We start from the raw sequence: 18,859 nt of genomic DNA, 5'->3' as shown, positions 1-18,859 counted from the left end.
TCTTTTTGTTGCAGCCAGCCGCGCGGCTGGCACCACATAAAACAACACCGCCAGCGAGGCTGGCGGTGAGGGATCAGGCGGTCAGGCGGCAGGCGTCCTGCGCGATAACCAGTTCTTCGTTGGTCGGAATGACCATCGCGAGGGTGGTGCCTTCTTTGTTGATGAAGCCGGATTTGCCGAAACGCGCGGCCAGGTTGCGCTCGTGGTCAACCTCGAAGCCCAGCACGCCCAGTTTACCGAGGGAGAGTTCACGAACCATCGCCGCGTTCTCGCCGATGCCGCCGGTGAAGACGACTGCGTCCAGACGGCCTTCCATCAGCGCGGTGTAAGAGCCGATGTATTTCGCCAGGCGATGGCAGTAAACGTCCATCGCGCGCTTCGCGTCTTCTTTGGTCGCGTAGTTGTCTTCAACATAACGGCAGTCGCTGGTGACTTCGGTCAGGCCCAGCAGACCGGACTCTTTGGTCAGCAGTTTGTTGATGTCATCAACGCTCATGCCCAGCGCGTCGTGCAGATGGAAGACGATAGCCGGGTCGATGTCACCGGAGCGGGTGCCCATAACCAGACCTTCCAGCGGGGTCAGACCCATGGAGGTGTCAACGCATTTGCCGTTACGGATAGCGGAAACAGAACCGCCGTTGCCCAGGTGGCAAGTGATGATGTTCACTTCTTCCACCGGTTTGTTCAGCATTTTTGCGGCTTCCTGCGTCACATAGAAGTGGCTGGTGCCGTGTGCGCCGTAGCGACGAATGCCGTGTTCTTTGTACAGTTTGTACGGCAGGGCATAGAGGTAAGACTCTTCCGGCATGGTCTGGTGGAACGCGGTGTCGAACACGGCCACGTTTTTATCCGCCAGATGCGGGAAGGATTTCAGCGCTTCGGCGATACCGATCAGGTGAGCCGGGTTGTGCAGCGGTGCGAAAGAGGCGGAATCTTTGATGCCCTGAATAACAGTCTCATCAATCACAACGGAACTGGTATACTTTTCGCCACCATGCACGATACGATGACCAATCGCGGTCAGCTCTGCAGACAGCTCTGGTTTTTGTGCCAGAATAGTATTAACGATGAAGTTCAGCGCTTCGCTGTGAGCCGCACCGGCGCCAAGCGCCGCTTCGTGTTTGCCGCCATCCATTTTCCATTTGATACGCGCTTCTGGAAGATGGAAACATTCGGCCAGACCGGACAGGTACTCGTCACCGTTAAGAGCATCGATGATGGCAAATTTCAGTGAGGAGCTACCGCAGTTGAGAACCAGTACTAACTTACTCGACATGGAAGTACCTATTAATGATACGTGGCTAAAAAAACGTCAGTGAGTCTCTCAGCGTAGCGTAAGATGACGCCGACATTTATGATTAACGTCATAGCGAAGCGAGATTCTGCTGTGACGAAGAAATAAACAGAGTTTACGCCATTTTGCGCAAATTTCCGGCGCGAAAGACGGCCTTAAAGATTTGACAGCGCGGGCTTTGCCTTCTACGCCATCGCAGGCGCGCACAGGATAACTGATTGCGACTTGTATTGACAAAATATTTTGAACGTTGTCATAGAGAGTTGTTATCTTGCAGGAAAATTTTATTTTTTATTAATGAAGTTGAGGTAAGGCCATGTCGACACCTGAAAATCGCCCCGTGAGCTTTTTTAGCCTGTTTCGTCGTGGGCAACACTATTCCAAGACCTGGCCGACTGATAAACGCCTGGCACCGGTCTTTATTGAAAACCGCGTAATCCGCGCCACGCGCTTTGCGATACGCATTATGCCGCCCGTCGCCGTATTTACGCTCTGCTGGCAGATTGCGCTCGGCGGGCAGCTGGGGCCTGCTGTCGCTACGGCGCTGTTCGCGCTGAGTATGCCGATGCAGGGCCTGTGGTGGCTTGGCAAACGCTCCGTCACGCCGCTGCCGCCGGGCACGCTGAACTGGTTTTATGAAGTGCGCACGAAATTGCAGGAGGCGGGGCAGGCGCTCGCGCCGGTAGAAGGAAAGCCCGATTATCAGGCGCTGGCCGACACCTTAAAACGTGCGTTTAAGCAACTTGATAAAACTTTTCTTGATGACTTGTAATTGATCAAAAGACGTTTGGGCAAAAAAAGGCAAAGTAAGGGCAGTATCCCACTTTGATCGGGCTTCGCCTGTAACAGGAGCACACCATGGAAATGACCCATGCCCAGCGTCTTATTCTCTCCAACCAGTACAAAATGATGACCCTGCTCGATCCGGAAAATGGCGAGCGCTATCGCCGCCTGCAAACCATTATTGAGCGCGGTTACGGGTTACAGATGCGCGAACTCGACCGCGATTTCGGCGAGCTCAGCGAAGAAACCTGCCGCACCGTCATCGACATCATGGAGATGTATCACGCCCTCCAGGTCTCCAGAGCCAATATGAAAGACGGCCATACCATCGATGAGCGTCGCGTTACCTTTTTAGGCTTCGACGCGGCCACCGAAGCGCGCTTTCTGGGTTACGTGCGGTTTCTGGTCAATACCGAAGGGCGCTATACCCATTTCGATGCCGGCACGCACGGCTTTAACGCGCAAACCCCGATGTGGGAAAAATACCAGCGGATGCTGAAAGTGTGGCAGGCGTGCCCGCGGCAGTACCATTTGTGCGCCAACGAAATTATGCAAATTATCAACGCCTGACGGGAGAAGGCTGTGGAATGTAAAGGGTTTTTGTTCGATCTTGACGGTACGCTGGTGGACTCTCTGCCCGCCGTTGAACGCGCCTGGTGTCACTGGGCGGATCGCTTTGGCATCGCGCATGACGAAGTGCTGGGCTTTATTCACGGTAAGCAGGCGATCACGTCGCTCCGTCATTTTATGGCGGGGCACAGCGAAGACGAGATCATGGCGGAGTTTCATCGTCTGGAACAACTAGAAGCGAGCGATACCGAAGGCATCGTCGCGCTGCCGGGCGCGCTGGAACTGCTGAACCATTTGAACGAGGCCCGCATTCCCTGGGCTATTGTCACTTCAGGCTCTATGCCGGTCGCTTCTGCGCGTCGTGGTGCTACGGGGCTGCCGGAGCCGGAAGTGTTCGTTACCGCGGAGCGCGTGAAGCGCGGCAAACCAGAGCCGGATGCCTATTTGCTCGGCGCTGAGCTGCTGGGGCTTGCGTCTCATGAGTGCGCCGTTGTGGAAGACGCGCCGGCGGGCATTCTCTCTGGCCTTGCGGCGGGTTGCCCGGTGATTGCCGCTAACCCGCCTGCGGATACGCCACGTCTTGACGAGGCGGCGCTGGTGATTAAATCCCTTACCGAACTGGTGCTGGAAAAAGGAGCGGACGGCTGGGTCAGCGTTAAAAAGCAGCCGTAACGGCTCTCCGCCCTCAGGCGCTCTCGCGCCACCTTTCTTTGTACGGCGGGTTGCTTCCCGCCGTTTTCGTTTCCTAAGGCCGTGATGACAACACAAGGATACGTTGTGAATGGTGAATTAATCTGGGTGCTGACGCTATTAGGTGTGGCGGTTTTACTGTTCGCCACCGGGAAAATCCGTATGGACGCCGTGGCGCTGCTGGTGATTGTGGCGTTCATTCTCAGCGGGACGCTGACCGTTAACGAAGCCTTTGCAGGGTTCAGCGATCCCAACGTCATTCTTATCGCCGCGCTGTTTGTGATTGGCGATGGTCTGGTGCGTACCGGCGTCGCCACGAAAATGGGCGCCTGGCTGGTGCAAATGGCGGGCAGCAGCGAAACCCGCATGCTGGTGCTCCTGATGCTGACCGTTGCCGGGCTCGGCGCGTTTATGAGTTCCACCGGCGTGGTGGCGATTTTTATTCCGGTGGTAATAAGCGTCTGCGCGCGGATGAAAATTGCGCCGTCGCGGCTGATGATGCCGTTAAGCTTCGCCGGGCTTATCAGCGGTATGATGACGCTGGTGGCGACGCCGCCAAATCTGGTGGTGAACAGCGAACTGCTGCGTGAAGGGCATCCGGGCTTTGGCTTCTTTAGCGTGACGCCCGTAGGCCTGGCAATTCTCGCGCTTGGCATCCTCTATATGCTGGTGATGCGTTTTATGCTCGGCTCTGGTGACAGCCGCGAGAAGCCGCAGGCGTGGAACCGCCGCACCTTCCGTGATTTTATCCGCGATTATCATCTCACGGGGCGGGCGCGCCGCCTCGCCATTCGCCCCGGCTCGCCGCTTATCGGCCATCGCCTTGATGATTTAAAACTCCGTGAGCGCTATGGCGCGAATGTGATAGGCGTTGAGCGCTGGCGTCATTTTCGCCGTGTGATTGTGGATGTGAATGGCGTGACGGAGTTTCGCGCGCGGGATGTGTTGCTGATAGATATTTCCGCGTCTGATATCGATTTGCGTCAGTTTTGCAGCGAGCAGCAACTGGAGCCGATGATTCTGCGCGGCGACTATTTTTCCGATCAGGCGCTGGATGTCGGCATGGCCGAGCTGTCGCTGACGCCGGAAGGAACCATGGTGGGGAAAACGGTACGCGAACTGAATTTCCGCAGCCGCTACGGGCTGAATGTCGTCGGCATTAAACGCGAAGGGAAAGCCCTGCCGGGCGCGATAGTGGACGAACCGCTTGAGCTTGGGGATTTACTCTTAGTGGTCGGCACCTGGAAGCTTATCAGCCAGCTCGGGCAGAAAAGCCGCGATGTGGTTGTGCTCAATCTGCCGGTGGAAGAGAGCGACGCTTCGCCCGCTCACAGTCAGGCACCGCACGCCATCTTCTGTCTGGCGCTGATGGTGGCGATGATGCTGACGGATGAAATCCCGAACCCCGTCGCCGCGATTATAGCGTGCCTGCTAATGGGCAAGTTTCGCTGCATCAACCCCGAAAGCGCGTGGAAAGCCATTCACTGGCCGAGCATTATTCTTATTGTCGGTATGATGCCATTCGCACAGGCGCTACAAAAAACCGGCGGGGTAGCGCTTATCGTTGACGGTCTGATGCGCGTCGGCGGCGGCTATGGTCCGCATATGATGCTGGGCTGTCTGTTTATCATGTGCGCCGTTATTGGGCTGTTTATCTCCAATACCGCGACGGCTGTGCTGATGGCACCGATCGCGCTGGCGGCGGCGAAAACCATGGGCGTGTCACCGTACCCGTTCGCCATGGGCATCGCGATGGCGGCGTCAGCGGCCTTTATGACGCCGGTGTCGTCGCCGGTCAACACGCTGGTACTGGGGCCGGGGAACTACCGCTTCAGCGATTTTGTAAAAACCGGCGTGCCGTTCACGCTTATCGTGATGGTGGTCTGCGTGGTGTTAATTCCTGTGCTGTTCCCGTTCTGAACCGCTCAGAGCGGGGAATCCTGGCTGATTTCATCTAAGGAAAGATGGAAGCTCGGCACGAAAACCTGCATGAAATAGTCCATTTCGGCGCTGTGCCGCTGCGCCAGCGTTTTTTCCAGACGGCTTTTGGCGAGCAGAAATTCATTGTTGCCCGCCGAAAGCTCTTCCAGGCATTTCAGGTAGGCGCACAGCGCATCGGCCTGTTTCACCAGCGATTTCTCATCTTCCGTATAGTGATGCTCATCAAGCAGCGGGGCGAAGATGTCCTGTAACTCTTCCGGCACCATCGCGATCAGCTTTTGCTGAGCGATTTTCTCGATGGCTTTATATTCATGCGCTATCTGGGAGTTGAAATATTTCACCGGGGTGGGCAGATCGCCCGTCAGTACTTCGCTGGCGTCGTGGTACATCGCCAGCAGCGCGATGCGCTCGGGATTCACATTGCCCTGAAATTTCCGGTTTTTAATCACAGCGAGCGCGTGGGCGACCATCGCCACCTGCAGACTGTGTTCAGAGACATTTTCAGTGCGCACGTTGCGCATTAGTGGCCAGCGGTTGATTAATTTCAGGCGGGAAAGGTAGGCGAAAAAATGACTCTGACTCATAAAGATCCCTTGTCTGTGACTGCGACAAAAAACCATTGTGAGGGGAGCGGGGGGAAGATGCAAATCTCCCCCCGAATCGGTTACTGATGATAGCCGGAAAGGAAGCGGCCGAGCTTAGTGATGGCAAGATCGAGTTCGTCGATGCGCGGCAGCGTCACGATACGCACGTGATCCGGCCACGGCCAGTTGAACGCGGTACCCTGAACCAGCAGCACTTTTTCCTGAAGCAGGAAATCGAGCACCATTTTCTGATCGTCGTGAATATTAAAACGCTTTGCGTCAATTTTCGGGAACATATAGAGCGCGCCGCGCGGTTTAACGCAGCTAACGCCCGGAATTTCGTTAATCAGCTCCCACGCGCGGTTGCGCTGCTCGTAAAGCCGCCCGCCAGGCACGATAAATTCGCTGATGCTCTGATAACCGCCAAGCGCCGTCTGAATAGCATGCTGCGCGGGCACATTAGCGCACAGGCGCATCGAGGCGAGCATTTCCAGCCCTTCGATATACCCTTTGGCGTGTTTTTTCGGCCCGTTCAGTACCATCCAGCCCTGACGGAAACCCGCCACGCGGTAGGTTTTAGAAAGGCCGTTAAAGGTGACGGTGAGCAGATCCGGTGCCAGCGCGGCGATCGAGTGGTGTTGCGCGTCATCGTAGAGGATCTTGTCGTAGATTTCGTCGGCGAAAATGATGAGGTTGTGCTGACGGGCAATCTCAACGATGTCCAGCAGCAGTTCTTTAGAGTAGACCGCGCCGGTCGGGTTGTTCGGGTTGATGATGACAATCCCGCGGGTGCGTGGCGTGATTTTAGCGCGGATATCGTCAAGATCCGGGAACCAGTCGGAGGATTCGTCGCAAAGATAATGCACCGCTTTGCCGCCGGAGAGCGACACCGCCGCGGTCCATAAAGGATAATCGGGCGCAGGCACCAGCATTTCGTCACCAGTGTTCAATAATGCCTGCATCGCCTGGACTATCAGTTCCGACACGCCGTTGCCGATATAAATATCTTCGACCGTCACATCGCGCATGTCGCGCGCCTGGTAGTGCTGCATGATAGCTTTGCGGGCGGAGTAGAGCCCTTTAGAGTCGCAGTAGCCCTGCGCGGTGGGCAGGTTGCGGATGACATCGACAAGAATCTCATCTGGCGCGTCAAAGCCAAAAGGCGCCGGGTTGCCGATGTTCAGCTTAAGAACTTTTTGACCTTCCTCTTCAAGGCGTTTGGCCTCTTTAAGCACCGGGCCGCGGATGTCATAGCAGACATTGTCGAGCTTACTGGATTTTTCGATGGGCGACATAACGTCAGAACCTTACTTGTTTTGCGCTTCCTGCCATGGAAGCCGATGGCCGACAATTTACTCCTCCCGCTCATGCTTTTAAAGCCTCGCATACCGACCAGGTTCTGCATCAACACTTCATTTGAATGGTGTTAAGTTTTTAATAATTAACTTTTTGTTTTATAAAATATTGTAAAACTGAGTGAGTTGTGATTTTTGTGCTGGTATAAGATTTAACTATGGTTGATGCCACCATCGCTGGAAAATCACAACATTAGCGCGTTAATTAATTCACGCGATATGAAATTTACCCACAAAAATTAGCCAGGCTTTAACCCAACCTTTATTACTGTAAAAAGGCGGCGGTATAACGCGCTTTGTAACAATCTTGTTATATGAAAAGACGGAGAAATTATGAATTATTAAATAATATTAATTATTGGTTCTGACGATGTCTGTAATAGAGTTACGAAAATTTTGAAATTTACTGGCTCGTATAAGTAAAATCGCACGAAGTCTTAAAAAAAGAACAGATTTGCGATATTATAAAGCCGCCTGCGCGAGACGTTTCGCCAGCGCAGCCAGGCCGTAACGCCTCTTGCGGGCAACTGGTTGTTTTTATAGTCATTCAGGACACAAGTCAGGCATAGTTATATACTCTTCTTTTTCTTTTGCCAGAGTATGTTAAGGTCGTGAAGTTGTTGCTTTTCGCCTTAGCCAACGTAGCCAGATTTTTAATTCAAATCACGGGTTCGCTGTGCAGAATATTTGACATAAAGGCACAACGATAACAGAGAAATGCCCCTTTTACTGTTTTAATAACCAGGGGTTTGAATTAGAAAAGCGCATGGCGGTCTTCCGACGCGGGTTGTGTTAGCCCGGAAGCATGCTTCAAAAGGAATTGCTTTCTTTCCTTTACACATAGCAACAGACGGTGCCCGCTGCGTGCGGTTACCTGAAAGTGATAACAATATGATTAACGCAAATCGTCCGATCTTAAACCTCGACCTCGATCTGCTGAGAACGTTTGTCGCAGTCGCCGATCTGAACACGTTTGCCGCCGCGGCGGCAGCGGTATGCCGTACGCAGTCGGCCGTCAGCCAGCAGATGCAGCGCCTGGAGCAACTGGTCGGTAAAGAGCTCTTCGCCCGCCACGGGCGTAATAAGCTTTTGACCGAACACGGCATCCAGTTGTTGGGTTATGCCCGTAAAATTTTGCGCTTCAATGATGAAGCATGCACTTCGCTAATGTATAGCAATCTGCAGGGCGTCCTGACCATTGGCGCTTCTGACGAATCGGCGGATACCATCCTGCCGTATCTTCTCAATCGCATCAGTTCGGTTTATCCGAAGCTGGCGATTGATGTTCGCGTTCAGCGTAACCCGTACATCATCGAGATGCTCAACCAGCAGGAGATTGATCTGGTAGTCACCACGCATCAGCCGGAGAATCTGGACTCGCTGGTACTGCGTACGTCGCCCACGCTCTGGTATTGCGCCGCCGACTACACGTTGCACAAAAATGAAGCGGTGCCGCTGGTGATGCTTGATGAGCCGAGCCCGCATCGTGAAGTGATTATTGAGCAACTGAATGCGGCGAATGTACCGTGGCGTATCTCCTATGTCGCATCAACACTGCCGGCGGTGCGTGCCGCGGTGAAAGCGGGGCTTGGCATCACCGCGCGCCCGGTCGAGATGATGAGCCCGGAGCTACGCGTGCTTGGCGCGTCAGACGGTCTGCCCGTCCTGCCGGAGACGCAATACATGCTGTGTCGCAACGCGAACAGCAAAAACGAAATGGCGGAAATCATCTTCCAGGCGATGGAAAGCCACTATCAGCCGTGGCGTTATACCGCCACGCTTGAAGGCGGCGATGATACTCTCCTGATGCAAGGCGATCTGGAGTAATTTTTCTGCTTTTGTTAAAACTGTGTTAATAAAGCCTCTGAGGGTCTCAGGATCTCCAGAGGCTTTTTTTATACACTTTTGCTCTCTAAGTGACTGTAATTAGCTCTGATAAAACGCCCTTATCATCCACTGTTCCACTCTCTTCACCCGCTTTTGCGGCTGGTATGCCAGCAGAAAATTTTACTTTTGTTGTTAAAAAGTGAGCGATTTTGTTGCCTTTTTCAGTGGTCAATTAACAAAAGCGTGTCTCAGATCAAGAAAATACTCCCGACGAGGGGGAGGAATAGTCAGAAATTCCTGCCAAAATAAGGGGTGTTTATGTCTTCTCACTTTTAACGGACACGATTCACCCGCCGGGCTCCGTAGTCTCGCACGCGGCTCACAGGACGCTTAAAGCATCAAATGTTAAGGGTCTTGGGGAGATGTAAACTAATGTTAGGTTTCTTTTGTTAAAGTTGACAAAAGGTTATAGAAAGGAGTAAAAAACCCCATCAATTTGCTGCTTAAGTAATAATTCCGGCAGTTATTGTACGGTTGATTGTTCCTCCCCTTGAATCGATGTGGCGTTCATCTGCCAGCAAGAGCAGAGGCTTTAGCGCCACTTTTGATGAGTAAGCAATGAGTATGTCAACATCCACTGAAGTTATCGCTCATCACTGGGCGTTCGGTATCTTTCTTATTGTTGCCATTGGCCTGTGTTGTCTGATGCTGGTCGGCGCCTGGTTCCTCGGCGGACGCGCCCGCGCCAGGTACAAAAACACCCCGTTCGAATCGGGGATCGACTCGGTCGGCACCGCCCGCTTACGACTTTCCGCGAAGTTCTACCTGGTAGCGATGTTCTTCGTCATCTTTGACGTGGAAGCGCTTTACCTCTTCGCCTGGTCAACATCAGTTCGTGAAGTCGGCTGGCTCGGCTTTATCGAGGCCGCAATTTTCATTTTAGTGCTACTGGCTGGTCTGGTTTACCTGGTGCGCATCGGCGCGCTGGAGTGGACGCCTTCGCGCTCACGTCGCGAGCGTCTGAACACCGAAGAAGCCGGCAGTCTCACTAATCGTCATACGCAGTAACAGCGAGGCAATAAGATGGACTATACGCTCACCCGCATAGATCCCGACGGTGAGAATGACCGTTACCCCCTGCAAAAACAGGAGATTGTGACTGATCCTCTGGAACAGCATGTACACCGCAGCGTCTACATGGGCAAGCTCGAGCATGCCCTGCATGACATGGTGAACTGGGGGCGTAAAAACTCCCTGTGGCCATACAACTTCGGCCTTTCCTGCTGCTACGTGGAAATGGTGACCTCGTTCACCGCGGTCCATGACGTCGCGCGTTTCGGCGCGGAAGTATTACGTGCTTCCCCGCGTCAGGCAGATTTCATGGTGGTCGCCGGTACGCCGTTTACCAAAATGGCCCCGGTGATTCAGCGTTTGTATGACCAAATGCTGGAACCGAAATGGGTGATTTCCATGGGCGCGTGTGCGAATTCCGGCGGCATGTACGATATTTATTCCGTCGTGCAGGGCGTGGACAAATTCCTGCCCGTGGATGTGTACATCCCAGGCTGCCCGCCGCGCCCGGAAGCGTATATGCAGGCGCTGATGCTGCTGCAGGAATCGATTGGCAAAGAGCGCCGTCCGCTTTCATGGGTGGTTGGCGATCAGGGCGTTTATCGCGCCAACATGCAGTCAGAGCGTGAGCGTAAACGCGGCGAACGTATCGCAGTCACTAACCTGCGTACGCCGGACGAAATTTAATTTGCGCCTGCGGGAGGTTGCTTCTCACGTATACCAATAAACGACAGCGAGAAGCCGCCGCCCGACAGTCATCACAGACCATTGGCAATGGTGAACAATATGACCGATTTAACTGCGCAAGACGCCGTTTTGCCTGTGTGGCAGACCAGGGATCACCTCGACGATCCGGTGATTGGCGAACTGCGTAACCGTTTTGGGCCGGATGCCTTTACCGTTCAGGCCACCCGCACCGGTGTTCCGGTTGTCTGGGTTAAGCGTGAACAATTACTGGAAGTTGGCGAATTTTTACGAAAGCTGCCGAAACCCTACGTCATGCTGTATGACCTGCATGGCATGGATGAGCGCCTTCGCACCCACCGCAACGGTTTACCGGCTGCGGATTTTTCCGTTTTCTACCACCTGCTTTCCATCGATCGCAACCGCGACATCATGCTGAAAGTGGCGCTGTCGGAAAACGACCTCAACGTGCCGACCTTTACCCGTCTTTTCCCGAACGCCAACTGGTATGAGCGTGAAACCTGGGAGATGTTCGGTATTACGTTCACCGGTCACCCGAACCTGCGCCGCATCATGATGCCGCCGACCTGGGAAGGGCACCCGCTGCGTAAAGACTACCCGGCGCGCGCGACGGAATTCGATCCCTTCACGCTCACTAAGCAAAAAGAAGAGCTGGAAATGGAAGCGCTGACCTTCAAGCCCGAAGAGTGGGGCATGAAGCGCGGCAACGACACTGAAGATTTCATGTTTCTGAACCTCGGCCCGAACCACCCGTCGGCGCACGGTGCGTTCCGTATCATCCTGCAACTGGACGGCGAAGAGATCGTCGACTGCGTGCCGGATATCGGTTACCACCACCGCGGCGCGGAGAAAATGGGCGAGCGTCAGTCCTGGCACAGCTACATTCCTTACACCGACCGCGTCGAATACCTCGGCGGCTGCGTAAACGAAATGCCGTACGTGCTGGCCGTGGAGAAACTGGCGGGGATTGAGGTGCCGGAGCGCGTGGAAGTTATCCGCGTGATGCTCTCTGAACTGTTCCGCATCAACAGCCACCTGCTGTACATCTCGACGTTTATTCAGGACGTCGGCGCCATGACGCCGGTCTTCTTCGCCTTTACCGATCGTCAGAAAATCTACGATCTGGTTGAGGCGATTACCGGTTTCCGTATGCACCCGGCCTGGTTCCGTATCGGCGGCGTCGCGCACGACCTGCCGCGCGGCTGGGATCGTCTGCTGAAAGAATTCCTCGAGTGGATGCCAAAACGCCTCGACTCCTATGTCAAAGCGGCGCTGAAAAACACCATCCTGAAAGGCCGTTCTCAGGGCGTGGCGGCGTATGACGCCAAAGAAGCGCTGGCATGGGGCACTACCGGCGCAGGCCTTCGCGCTACCGGTATCGATTTCGACGTGCGTAAAGCGCGCCCGTACTCTGGCTATCAGAACTTTGAGTTCGAAGTGCCGGTCGGCGGTGGTATCAGCGACTGCTATACCCGCGTGATGCTGAAAGTCGAAGAAGTGCGCCAGTCACTGCGTATTCTTGAGCAGTGCCTGAAAAACATGCCGGAAGGCCCGTTCAAAGCGGATCACCCGCTGACTACGCCGCCGCCGAAAGAGCGCACGCTGCAACATATCGAAACCCTGATTACCCACTTCCTGCAGGTTTCCTGGGGCCCGGTCATGCCGGCCAACGAATCCTTCCAGATGATTGAGGCAACCAAGGGGATTAACAGTTACTACCTGACCAGCGACGGCAGCACCATGAGCTACCGTACCCGCGTCCGTACACCGAGCTTCCCGCATCTTCAGCAGATCCCATCGGTGATCCGCGGCAGCCTGGTGTCCGACCTGATTGTCTATCTGGGTAGTATCGATTTTGTAATGTCTGATGTGGATCGCTAACTATGCACGAGAATCAACAACCACAGAACGAGGCTTTTGAGCTGAGTGCGGCAGAGCGTGAGGCGATTGAGCACGAGAAGCACCACTACGAAGACCCGCGTGCGGCGTCCATTGAAGCGCTGAAAATCGTTCAGAAACAGCGTGGCTGGGTGCCGGACGGCGCTATCTATGCGATAGCGGAAGTCCTGGGCATTCCGGCGAGCGACGTCGAAGGGGTCGCGACCTTCTACAGCCAGATCTTCCGCCAGCCGGTGGGCCGTCACGTGATTCGCTACTGCGACAGCGTGGTGTGCCACATCACCGGCTATCAGGGCATTCAGTCCGCGATTGAAAAACATCTGAGCATCAAACCGGGACAGACCACGTTTGACGGACGCTTCACCCTGCTGCCGACCTGCTGCCTTGGCAACTGCGACAAAGGGCCGACCATGATGATTGATGAGGACACTCACAGTTATCTGACGCCGGAAGGGATCCCTGAACTTCTGGAGCAGTACAAATGAAACAGATTATTCGTACTGCCGAAACGCATCCGCTGACGTGGCGCATGCGCGACGACAAGCAGCCGGTCTGGCTTGAAGAATACCGCAGCAAAAACGGCTACGAAGGCGCGCGTAAGGCGCTCACCGGCATGGCGCCGGATGAAATCGTCAATGCCGTGAAAGACGCTGGCCTGAAAGGGCGCGGCGGCGCGGGCTTCTCCACCGGTCTGAAATGGAGCCTGATGCCGAAAGACGAATCCATGAACATCCGTTACCTGCTGTGTAACGCCGATGAAATGGAGCCGGGCACCTATAAAGACCGCATGCTGATGGAACAGCTGCCGCACTTGCTGGTGGAAGGCATGCTGATCTCCGCGTTCGCGCTGAAAGCGTACCGTGGTTACATCTTCCTGCGCGGTGAGTATATCGAAGCCGCTGAACGTCTGCGCCGCGCTATCGCGGAAGCGACCGAAGCCGGGCTGCTGGGTAAAAACATTCTCGGTTCAGGGTTCGATTTTGAACTCTTCGTGCATACCGGCGCGGGCCGCTACATCTGCGGTGAAGAGACGGCGCTTATCAACTCGCTGGAAGGCCGTCGCGCCAACCCGCGTTCCAAGCCGCCGTTCCCGGCATCCAGCGGTGTGTGGGGTAAACCGACCTGCGTTAACAACGTAGAAACCCTGTGCAACGTGCCGGCCATTCTCGCCAACGGCGTGGAGTGGTATCAGGGCCTGTCGACCAGCGAAGACAAAGGCACCAAGCTGATGGGCTTCTCAGGGCGCGTGAAAAACCCGGGCGTCTGGGAGCTGCCGTTTGGCACCACCGCGCGTGAAATCCTCGAAGAATACGCGGGCGGCATGCGTGACGGCCTGAAATTCAAAGCCTGGCAGCCGGGTGGCGCGGGGACAGACTTCCTGACCGACGCGCATCTCGATCTGCCGATGGAATTCGCCAGCATCGGTAAAGCGGGCAGCCGTCTCGGCACCGCGCTGGCGATGGCCGTCGACCACGAAATCAATATGGTGTCGCTGGTACGTAACCTGGAAGAGTTCTTTGCGCGCGAGTCCTGCGGCTGGTGTACGCCATGCCGTGACGGGCTGCCGTGGAGCGTTAAAATCCTGCGCGCGCTGGAGCGCGGCGAAGGGCAGCCGGGGGATATCGAAACCCTGGAGCAGCTCTGCCGCTTCCTGGGGCCGGGTAAAACGTTCTGCGCCCATGCGCCAGGTGCCGTAGAGCCACTTCAGAGCGCCATTAAATATTTCCGTGACGAATTCGAAGCGGGCATTAAGCAGAGCCCCGGCAACACCCGTGCCATTAATGGTATTCAGCCGAACCTGCTCAAGACGCGCTGGTAAAAGCATTTTGATTAACGCCTGGCTCGCGCCAGGCCAACTGGAAGCATGCTGACTATGGCTACGATTCATGTAGACGGCAAAGAATATGAGGTAGACGGCGCGGACAACCTGCTGCAGGCGTGTCTGTCGCTCGGCCTCGATATTCCTTATTTTTGCTGGCATCCGGCGCTGGGTAGCGTCGGTGCCTGCCGCCAGTGCGCGGTGAAGCAATATCAGAACGCGGAAGATACCCGTGGTCGCCTTGTGATGTCCTGCATGACGCCGGCATCCGATGGCACCTTTATTTCTATTGATGACGACGAAGCGAAACAGTTCCGCGAAAGCGTTGTGGAGTGGCTGATGACCAACCACCCGCACGACTGCCCGGTCTGTGAAGAGGGCGGCAACTGCCACCTGCAGGATATGACCGTGATGACCGGCCATAGCTTCCGTCGCTACCGTTTCACCAAACGTACTCACCGCAATCAGGATCTGGGGCCGTTCATCAACCATGAGATGAACCGCTGCATCGCCTGTTATCGCTGCGTGCGTTACTACAAAGATTACGCGGACGGCACCGATCTCGGCGTGTACGGCGCGCATGACAACGTCTATTTCGGTCGCCCCGAAGACGGTACGCTTGAGAGCGAATTCTCCGGTAACCTGGTCGAAATTTGCCCGACCGGCGTTTTCACCGACAAAACGCACTCCGAGCGCTACAACCGTAAATGGGATATGCAGTTTGCGCCGAGCATCTGCCAGCAGTGCTCGCTGGGCTGCAATACCAGCCCTGGCGAACGTTATGGCGAACTGCGCCGCATCGAAAACCGCTACAACGGTACGGTTAACCACTACTTCCTGTGCGACCGCGGTCGTTTCGGTTACGGCTACGTCAACCTGAAAGACCGTCCGCGTCGTCCGGTTCAGCGCCGTGGCGATGACCTGATCACACTGAACGCTGAACAGGCGATGCAGGGGGCGGCGGATATTCTGCGCCAGTCGAAGAAAGTGATTGGTATCGGCTCCCCACGCGCGAGCGTTGAGAGCAACTTTGCGCTGCGTGAACTGGTCGGTGCGGAAAACTTCTATACCGGCATCGCGGCGGGCGAGCAGGAACGTCTGCAGCTGATGCTGAAAGTGCTGCGTGACAGCGGCATCCGTACGCCGGCGCTGCGTGAGATTGAATCTTACGATGCGGTGCTGGTGCTGGGCGAAGACATCACCCAGACCGGTGCGCGCGTGGCGCTGGCGGTACGTCAGGCGGTGAAAGGCAAAGCGCGTGAAATGGCGGCGGCCCAGAAAGTGGCTGACTGGCAGATTGCGGCCATCCTGAACATCGGTCAGCGCGCCAAACATCCGCTGTTTGTGACCAACGTTGACAGCACCCGCCTGGACGACATCGCCGCGTGGACTTATCGCGCGCCGGTAGAAGATCAGGCGCGCCTCGGTTTTGCCATCGCCAACGCGCTGGATGCCGCATCACCTGCGGTGGAAGGGCTGGATCGCGATCTGCAAAACAAAGTAGACGTGATTGTGCAGGCGCTGGCAGGCGCGAAGAAGCCGCTGATTATCTCCGGCACCAACGCCGGTAGCGTTGAAGTGATTCAGGCGGCCGCGAACGTGGCGAAAGCCCTGAAAGGCCGCGGCGCGGATGTCGGCATCACCATGATTGCCCGCGCGGTTAACAGCGTCGGTCTCGGCATGATTGGCGGCGGTTCGCTTGACGACGCGCTGAACGAGCTGGAAACCGGCAACGCTGACGCCGTTATCGTGCTGGAAAACGATCTGCACCGTCACGCCTCGGCAGCACGTGTGGACGCAGCGCTGGCGAAAGCGCCGCTGGTGATGGTGATTGACCATCAGCGCACCGCGATTATGGATCACGCGCATCTCGTGCTCTCCACCGCGAGCTTCGCCGAAAGCGACGGTACGGTCATCAACAATGAAGGCCGCGCGCAGCGCTTCTTCCAGGTCTATGACCCGTCCTACTACGACAATACCGTCACGATGCTGGAAAGCTGGCGCTGGCTGCATTCGCTGCACAGCACGCTGGAAAACCGTCATCCGGACTGGACGCAGCTCGATCACGTGATCGACGCCTGCATCGAAAAACTGCCGCACCTGGCGGGCATTAAAAACGCCGCGCCGGACGCGACGTTCCGCATCCGCGGCCAGAAACTGGCGCGCGAACCGCATCGTTACAGCGGTCGCACCGCGATGCGCGCGAACATCAGCGTTCACGAGCCGCGCCAGCCGCAGGATAAAGACACCATGTTCTCCTTCTCGATGGAAGGGAACAACCATCCGGACGCGCCGCGTTCTCAGGTGCCGTTCGCCTGGGCGCCGGGCTGGAACTCCCCGCAGGCCTGGAACAAATTCCAGGACGAAGTGGGCGGCCATCTGCGTCATGGCGATCCGGGCGTGCGTCTCATTGAGGCGGGCGAGGGCGCTATCGACTACTTCACGACCGTACCGCAGCGTTTCGCGCCGCAGGATGGTCAGTGGCGTATCGCGCCTTACTACCATCTGTTTGGCAGCGATGAGCTGTCGCAGCGCTCCCCGGTCTTCCAGAGCCGTATGCCGCAGCCGTACATCCGCCTGAATCCGGCCGATGCCGCGAAGCTTGGCGTCAATGCGGGCGCGAAGGTCTCTTTCAATTACGAAGGCCAGACCATCACGCTGCCGTTGCAGCTCTCTGAAGGGCTGACGGAAGGGCAGGTCGGTCTGCCGATGGGCATGCCGGGCATCGCGCCTGTCATGGCTGGCGCTCGTCTTGAAAATCTGCAGGAGGCTGCGCAATGAGTTGGTTGACACCGGATGTTATTGAGATCCTGCTCAGCATCCTGAAAGCGGTGGTCATTCTGCTGGTGGTTGTGAGCTGCGGCGCGTTCATGAGTTTTGGCGAGCGTCGTCTGCTCGGCCTCTTCCAGAACCGCTACGGGCCGAACCGCGTTGGCTGGGGCGGTTCGCTCCAGCTGGTCGCGGACATGATCAAGATGTTCTTTAAAGAGGACTGGATCCCGCGCTTCTCCGACCGCGTTATCTTTACGCTGGCACCGATGATCGCGTTTACCTCGCTGCTGCTGGCGTTCGCGATTGTGCCTGTCAGCCCGACCTGGGTCGTGGCGGATCTCAATATCGGGATCCTCTTCTTTCTGATGATGGCGGGCCTTGGCGTTTACGCGGTGCTGTTCGCAGGCTGGTCGAGCAACAACAAATACTCGCTGCTGGGCGCAATGCGCGCCTCCGCGCAGACGCTGAGCTACGAAGTGTTCCTCGGCCTCTCGCTGATGGGTGTTGTCGCTCAGGCCGGGTCGTTCAACATGACCGACATTGTGAACAACCAGGCGCATCTCTGGAACGTTATCCCGCAGTTCTTCGGCTTTATCACTTTCGCTATCGCGGGCGTAGCGGTGTGTCACCGTCACCCGTTTGACCAGCCGGAAGCAGAGCAGGAGCTGGCTGACGGTTACCACATCGAATATTCCGGCATGAAGTTCGGTCTGTTCTTCGTGGGCGAATATATCGGGATTGTGACCGTTTCTGCGCTGATCGTGACGCTGTTCTTCGGCGGCTGGCAGGGCCCCTGGTTACCGCCTTTCATCTGGTTCGCGCTGAAAACCGCGTTCTTCATGATGATGTTTATTTTGATTCGCGCCGCATTACCGCGTCCTCGTTATGACCAGGTAATGTCCTTCGGCTGGAAAGTGTGCCTGCCGCTGACGCTTATCAATCTGCTGGTAACCGCGGCTGTCATTCTCTGGCAGACAGCGGCATAAGGGGTGAGAAAACCATGACATTGAAAGACATAGTGGTTGGTTTCGGCACCCAACTACGCAGTATCTGGATGATTGGCCTGCACGCGTTTTCTAAACGCGAAACGCGCATGTATCCGGAAGAGCCGGTTTATCTGCCGCCGCGCTACCGCGGCCGTATCGTGCTGACGCGCGATCCGGACGGTCAGGAGCGCTGTGTGGCCTGTAACCTCTGTGCGGTCGCCTGTCCGGTAGGCTGTATCTCTCTGCAAAAAGCGGAGACGGTAGACGGTCGCTGGTATCCGGAGTTTTTCCGCATCAACTTCTCACGCTGTATTTTCTGCGGCATGTGCGAAGAGGCCTGCCCGACCACCGCTATCCAGCTGACGCCGGATTTCGAGCTGGGCGAGTTCAAGCGCCAGGATCTGGTGTACGAAAAAGAGGACCTGCTGATCTCCGGTCCGGGCAAATACCCGGAATATAACTTCTACCGGATGGCAGGTATGGCAATCGACGGCAAAGATAAAGGCGACGCGGAAAACGAAGCCAAACCTATCGACGTCAAAGGCCTGTTACCTTAAGGAGTC

Annotated in this window: 16 protein-coding genes; 13 read left to right on the top strand and 3 right to left on the bottom strand. The window is 56.0% G+C overall.

What is annotated here, in order from left to right; translation table 11 throughout:
- Positions 1–73: 73 nt before the first annotated feature.
- On the bottom strand, positions 74–1,276 hold the full coding sequence (gene ackA, locus G9X48_RS18170; RefSeq protein ID WP_032988660.1) for an acetate kinase: 1,203 nt from the start codon (positions 1,274–1,276) through the stop codon (positions 74–76).
- Between the two features lie 334 nt (positions 1,277–1,610).
- On the opposite strand from ackA, the gene yfbV reads away from it, so the two are divergent.
- The 4 genes from yfbV to G9X48_RS18150 all read left to right on the top strand — a co-directional run bounded on the left by yfbV (position 1,611) and on the right by G9X48_RS18150 (position 5,257).
- Complete coding sequence (gene yfbV / locus G9X48_RS18165) at positions 1,611–2,066, top strand: terminus macrodomain insulation protein YfbV (RefSeq protein WP_007869555.1); 456 nt, start codon at positions 1,611–1,613, stop codon at positions 2,064–2,066.
- Between the two features lie 86 nt (positions 2,067–2,152).
- Positions 2,153–2,647, top strand: a complete 495-nt coding sequence (locus G9X48_RS18160) for a YfbU family protein (RefSeq protein WP_007869552.1) — start codon at positions 2,153–2,155, stop codon at positions 2,645–2,647.
- 12 nt (positions 2,648–2,659) lie between these two features.
- Positions 2,660–3,319 (top strand): sugar phosphatase, encoded by a 660-nt coding sequence (locus tag G9X48_RS18155; protein WP_076736317.1) that lies wholly within the window; start codon positions 2,660–2,662, stop codon positions 3,317–3,319.
- A gap of 105 nt (positions 3,320–3,424) precedes the next feature.
- Positions 3,425–5,257 carry an SLC13 family permease gene (locus tag G9X48_RS18150; RefSeq protein ID WP_038879976.1) on the top strand — a complete coding sequence of 611 codons (1,833 nt, stop codon included), beginning with the start codon at positions 3,425–3,427 and terminating at the stop codon, positions 5,255–5,257.
- A 5-nt stretch (positions 5,258–5,262) separates the two neighbouring features.
- Here the strand turns inward: G9X48_RS18150 and yfbR are convergent, their stop codons facing one another.
- Both yfbR and alaA read right to left on the bottom strand, forming a co-directional pair.
- The gene (gene yfbR / locus G9X48_RS18145; protein WP_007699992.1) at positions 5,263–5,862 is read right to left on the bottom strand and encodes a 5'-deoxynucleotidase; all 600 of its coding nucleotides are present in this window, start codon (positions 5,860–5,862) and stop codon (positions 5,263–5,265) included.
- 80 nt (positions 5,863–5,942) lie between these two features.
- Complete coding sequence (gene alaA / locus G9X48_RS18140) at positions 5,943–7,157, bottom strand: alanine transaminase AlaA (protein WP_007851436.1); 1,215 nt, start codon at positions 7,155–7,157, stop codon at positions 5,943–5,945.
- Positions 7,158–8,108: 951 nt separating this feature from the next.
- Between alaA and lrhA the strand changes: the two genes are divergently transcribed.
- The 9 genes from lrhA (at position 8,109) to nuoI (ending at position 18,853) form a co-directional block, all read left to right on the top strand.
- A complete protein-coding gene (lrhA, locus tag G9X48_RS18135) occupies positions 8,109–9,044 on the top strand; it encodes a transcriptional regulator LrhA (RefSeq protein WP_004388646.1) in 936 nt (311 codons plus the stop codon).
- 618 nt (positions 9,045–9,662) lie between these two features.
- Positions 9,663–10,112 (top strand): NADH-quinone oxidoreductase subunit NuoA, encoded by a 450-nt coding sequence (gene nuoA / locus G9X48_RS18130; protein WP_007776781.1) that lies wholly within the window; start codon positions 9,663–9,665, stop codon positions 10,110–10,112.
- Between the two features lie 15 nt (positions 10,113–10,127).
- Positions 10,128–10,802, top strand: a complete 675-nt coding sequence (locus G9X48_RS18125) for an NADH-quinone oxidoreductase subunit B (protein ID WP_004388648.1) — start codon at positions 10,128–10,130, stop codon at positions 10,800–10,802.
- 87 nt (positions 10,803–10,889) lie between these two features.
- Positions 10,890–12,701, top strand: a complete 1,812-nt coding sequence (gene nuoC, locus G9X48_RS18120) for an NADH-quinone oxidoreductase subunit C/D (protein ID WP_104673974.1) — start codon at positions 10,890–10,892, stop codon at positions 12,699–12,701.
- 2 nt (positions 12,702–12,703) lie between these two features.
- Positions 12,704–13,204 (top strand): NADH-quinone oxidoreductase subunit NuoE, encoded by a 501-nt coding sequence (nuoE, locus tag G9X48_RS18115; protein WP_004388650.1) that lies wholly within the window; start codon positions 12,704–12,706, stop codon positions 13,202–13,204.
- The gene (gene nuoF, locus G9X48_RS18110) at positions 13,201–14,538 is read left to right on the top strand and encodes an NADH-quinone oxidoreductase subunit NuoF (RefSeq protein ID WP_004388651.1); all 1,338 of its coding nucleotides are present in this window, start codon (positions 13,201–13,203) and stop codon (positions 14,536–14,538) included. Before nuoE ends, nuoF begins: the two co-directional genes overlap by 4 nt.
- A 54-nt stretch (positions 14,539–14,592) precedes the next feature.
- Positions 14,593–17,319 carry an NADH-quinone oxidoreductase subunit NuoG gene (nuoG, locus tag G9X48_RS18105; protein ID WP_038880568.1) on the top strand — a complete coding sequence of 909 codons (2,727 nt, stop codon included), beginning with the start codon at positions 14,593–14,595 and terminating at the stop codon, positions 17,317–17,319.
- Positions 17,316–18,296 carry an NADH-quinone oxidoreductase subunit NuoH gene (nuoH, locus tag G9X48_RS18100; RefSeq protein ID WP_004388258.1) on the top strand — a complete coding sequence of 327 codons (981 nt, stop codon included), beginning with the start codon at positions 17,316–17,318 and terminating at the stop codon, positions 18,294–18,296. The genes nuoG and nuoH overlap by 4 nt, the downstream gene beginning before the upstream one ends.
- A 14-nt stretch (positions 18,297–18,310) precedes the next feature.
- Positions 18,311–18,853: an NADH-quinone oxidoreductase subunit NuoI gene (nuoI, locus tag G9X48_RS18095; protein ID WP_004388259.1), complete on the top strand. Its 543-nt coding sequence runs from the start codon at positions 18,311–18,313 to the stop codon at positions 18,851–18,853.
- The last annotated feature ends 6 nt before the right edge of the window (positions 18,854–18,859 follow it).

It is taken from the genome of Cronobacter sp. HA18006, assembly GCF_011605445.1.
In the GTDB taxonomy this organism is placed as follows: Bacteria; Pseudomonadota; Gammaproteobacteria; order Enterobacterales; family Enterobacteriaceae; genus Cronobacter; species Cronobacter sakazakii.
Note: the sequence above shows the minus strand (reverse complement) of the source record. Positions and strands in the feature narration are given on the sequence as shown.

What these genes read in the sequence shown, in the direction of transcription:
- ackA (WP_032988660.1), bottom strand. Translation starts at nt 1,276, where the DNA reads ATGTCGAGTAAGTTAGTACTGGTTCTCAACTGCGGTAGCTCCTCACTG.
- yfbV (WP_007869555.1), top strand. Translation starts at nt 1,611, where the DNA reads ATGTCGACACCTGAAAATCGCCCCGTGAGCTTTTTTAGCCTGTTTCGT.
- G9X48_RS18160 (WP_007869552.1), top strand. Translation starts at nt 2,153, where the DNA reads ATGGAAATGACCCATGCCCAGCGTCTTATTCTCTCCAACCAGTACAAA.
- yfbR (WP_007699992.1), bottom strand. Translation starts at nt 5,862, where the DNA reads ATGAGTCAGAGTCATTTTTTCGCCTACCTTTCCCGCCTGAAATTAATC.
- alaA (WP_007851436.1), bottom strand. Translation starts at nt 7,157, where the DNA reads ATGTCGCCCATCGAAAAATCCAGTAAGCTCGACAATGTCTGCTATGAC.
- lrhA (WP_004388646.1), top strand. Translation starts at nt 8,109, where the DNA reads ATGATTAACGCAAATCGTCCGATCTTAAACCTCGACCTCGATCTGCTG.
- nuoA (WP_007776781.1), top strand. Translation starts at nt 9,663, where the DNA reads ATGAGTATGTCAACATCCACTGAAGTTATCGCTCATCACTGGGCGTTC.
- G9X48_RS18125 (WP_004388648.1), top strand. Translation starts at nt 10,128, where the DNA reads ATGGACTATACGCTCACCCGCATAGATCCCGACGGTGAGAATGACCGT.
- nuoC (WP_104673974.1), top strand. Translation starts at nt 10,890, where the DNA reads ATGGTGAACAATATGACCGATTTAACTGCGCAAGACGCCGTTTTGCCT.
- nuoE (WP_004388650.1), top strand. Translation starts at nt 12,704, where the DNA reads ATGCACGAGAATCAACAACCACAGAACGAGGCTTTTGAGCTGAGTGCG.
- nuoF (WP_004388651.1), top strand. Translation starts at nt 13,201, where the DNA reads ATGAAACAGATTATTCGTACTGCCGAAACGCATCCGCTGACGTGGCGC.
- nuoG (WP_038880568.1), top strand. Translation starts at nt 14,593, where the DNA reads ATGGCTACGATTCATGTAGACGGCAAAGAATATGAGGTAGACGGCGCG.
- nuoH (WP_004388258.1), top strand. Translation starts at nt 17,316, where the DNA reads ATGAGTTGGTTGACACCGGATGTTATTGAGATCCTGCTCAGCATCCTG.
- nuoI (WP_004388259.1), top strand. Translation starts at nt 18,311, where the DNA reads ATGACATTGAAAGACATAGTGGTTGGTTTCGGCACCCAACTACGCAGT.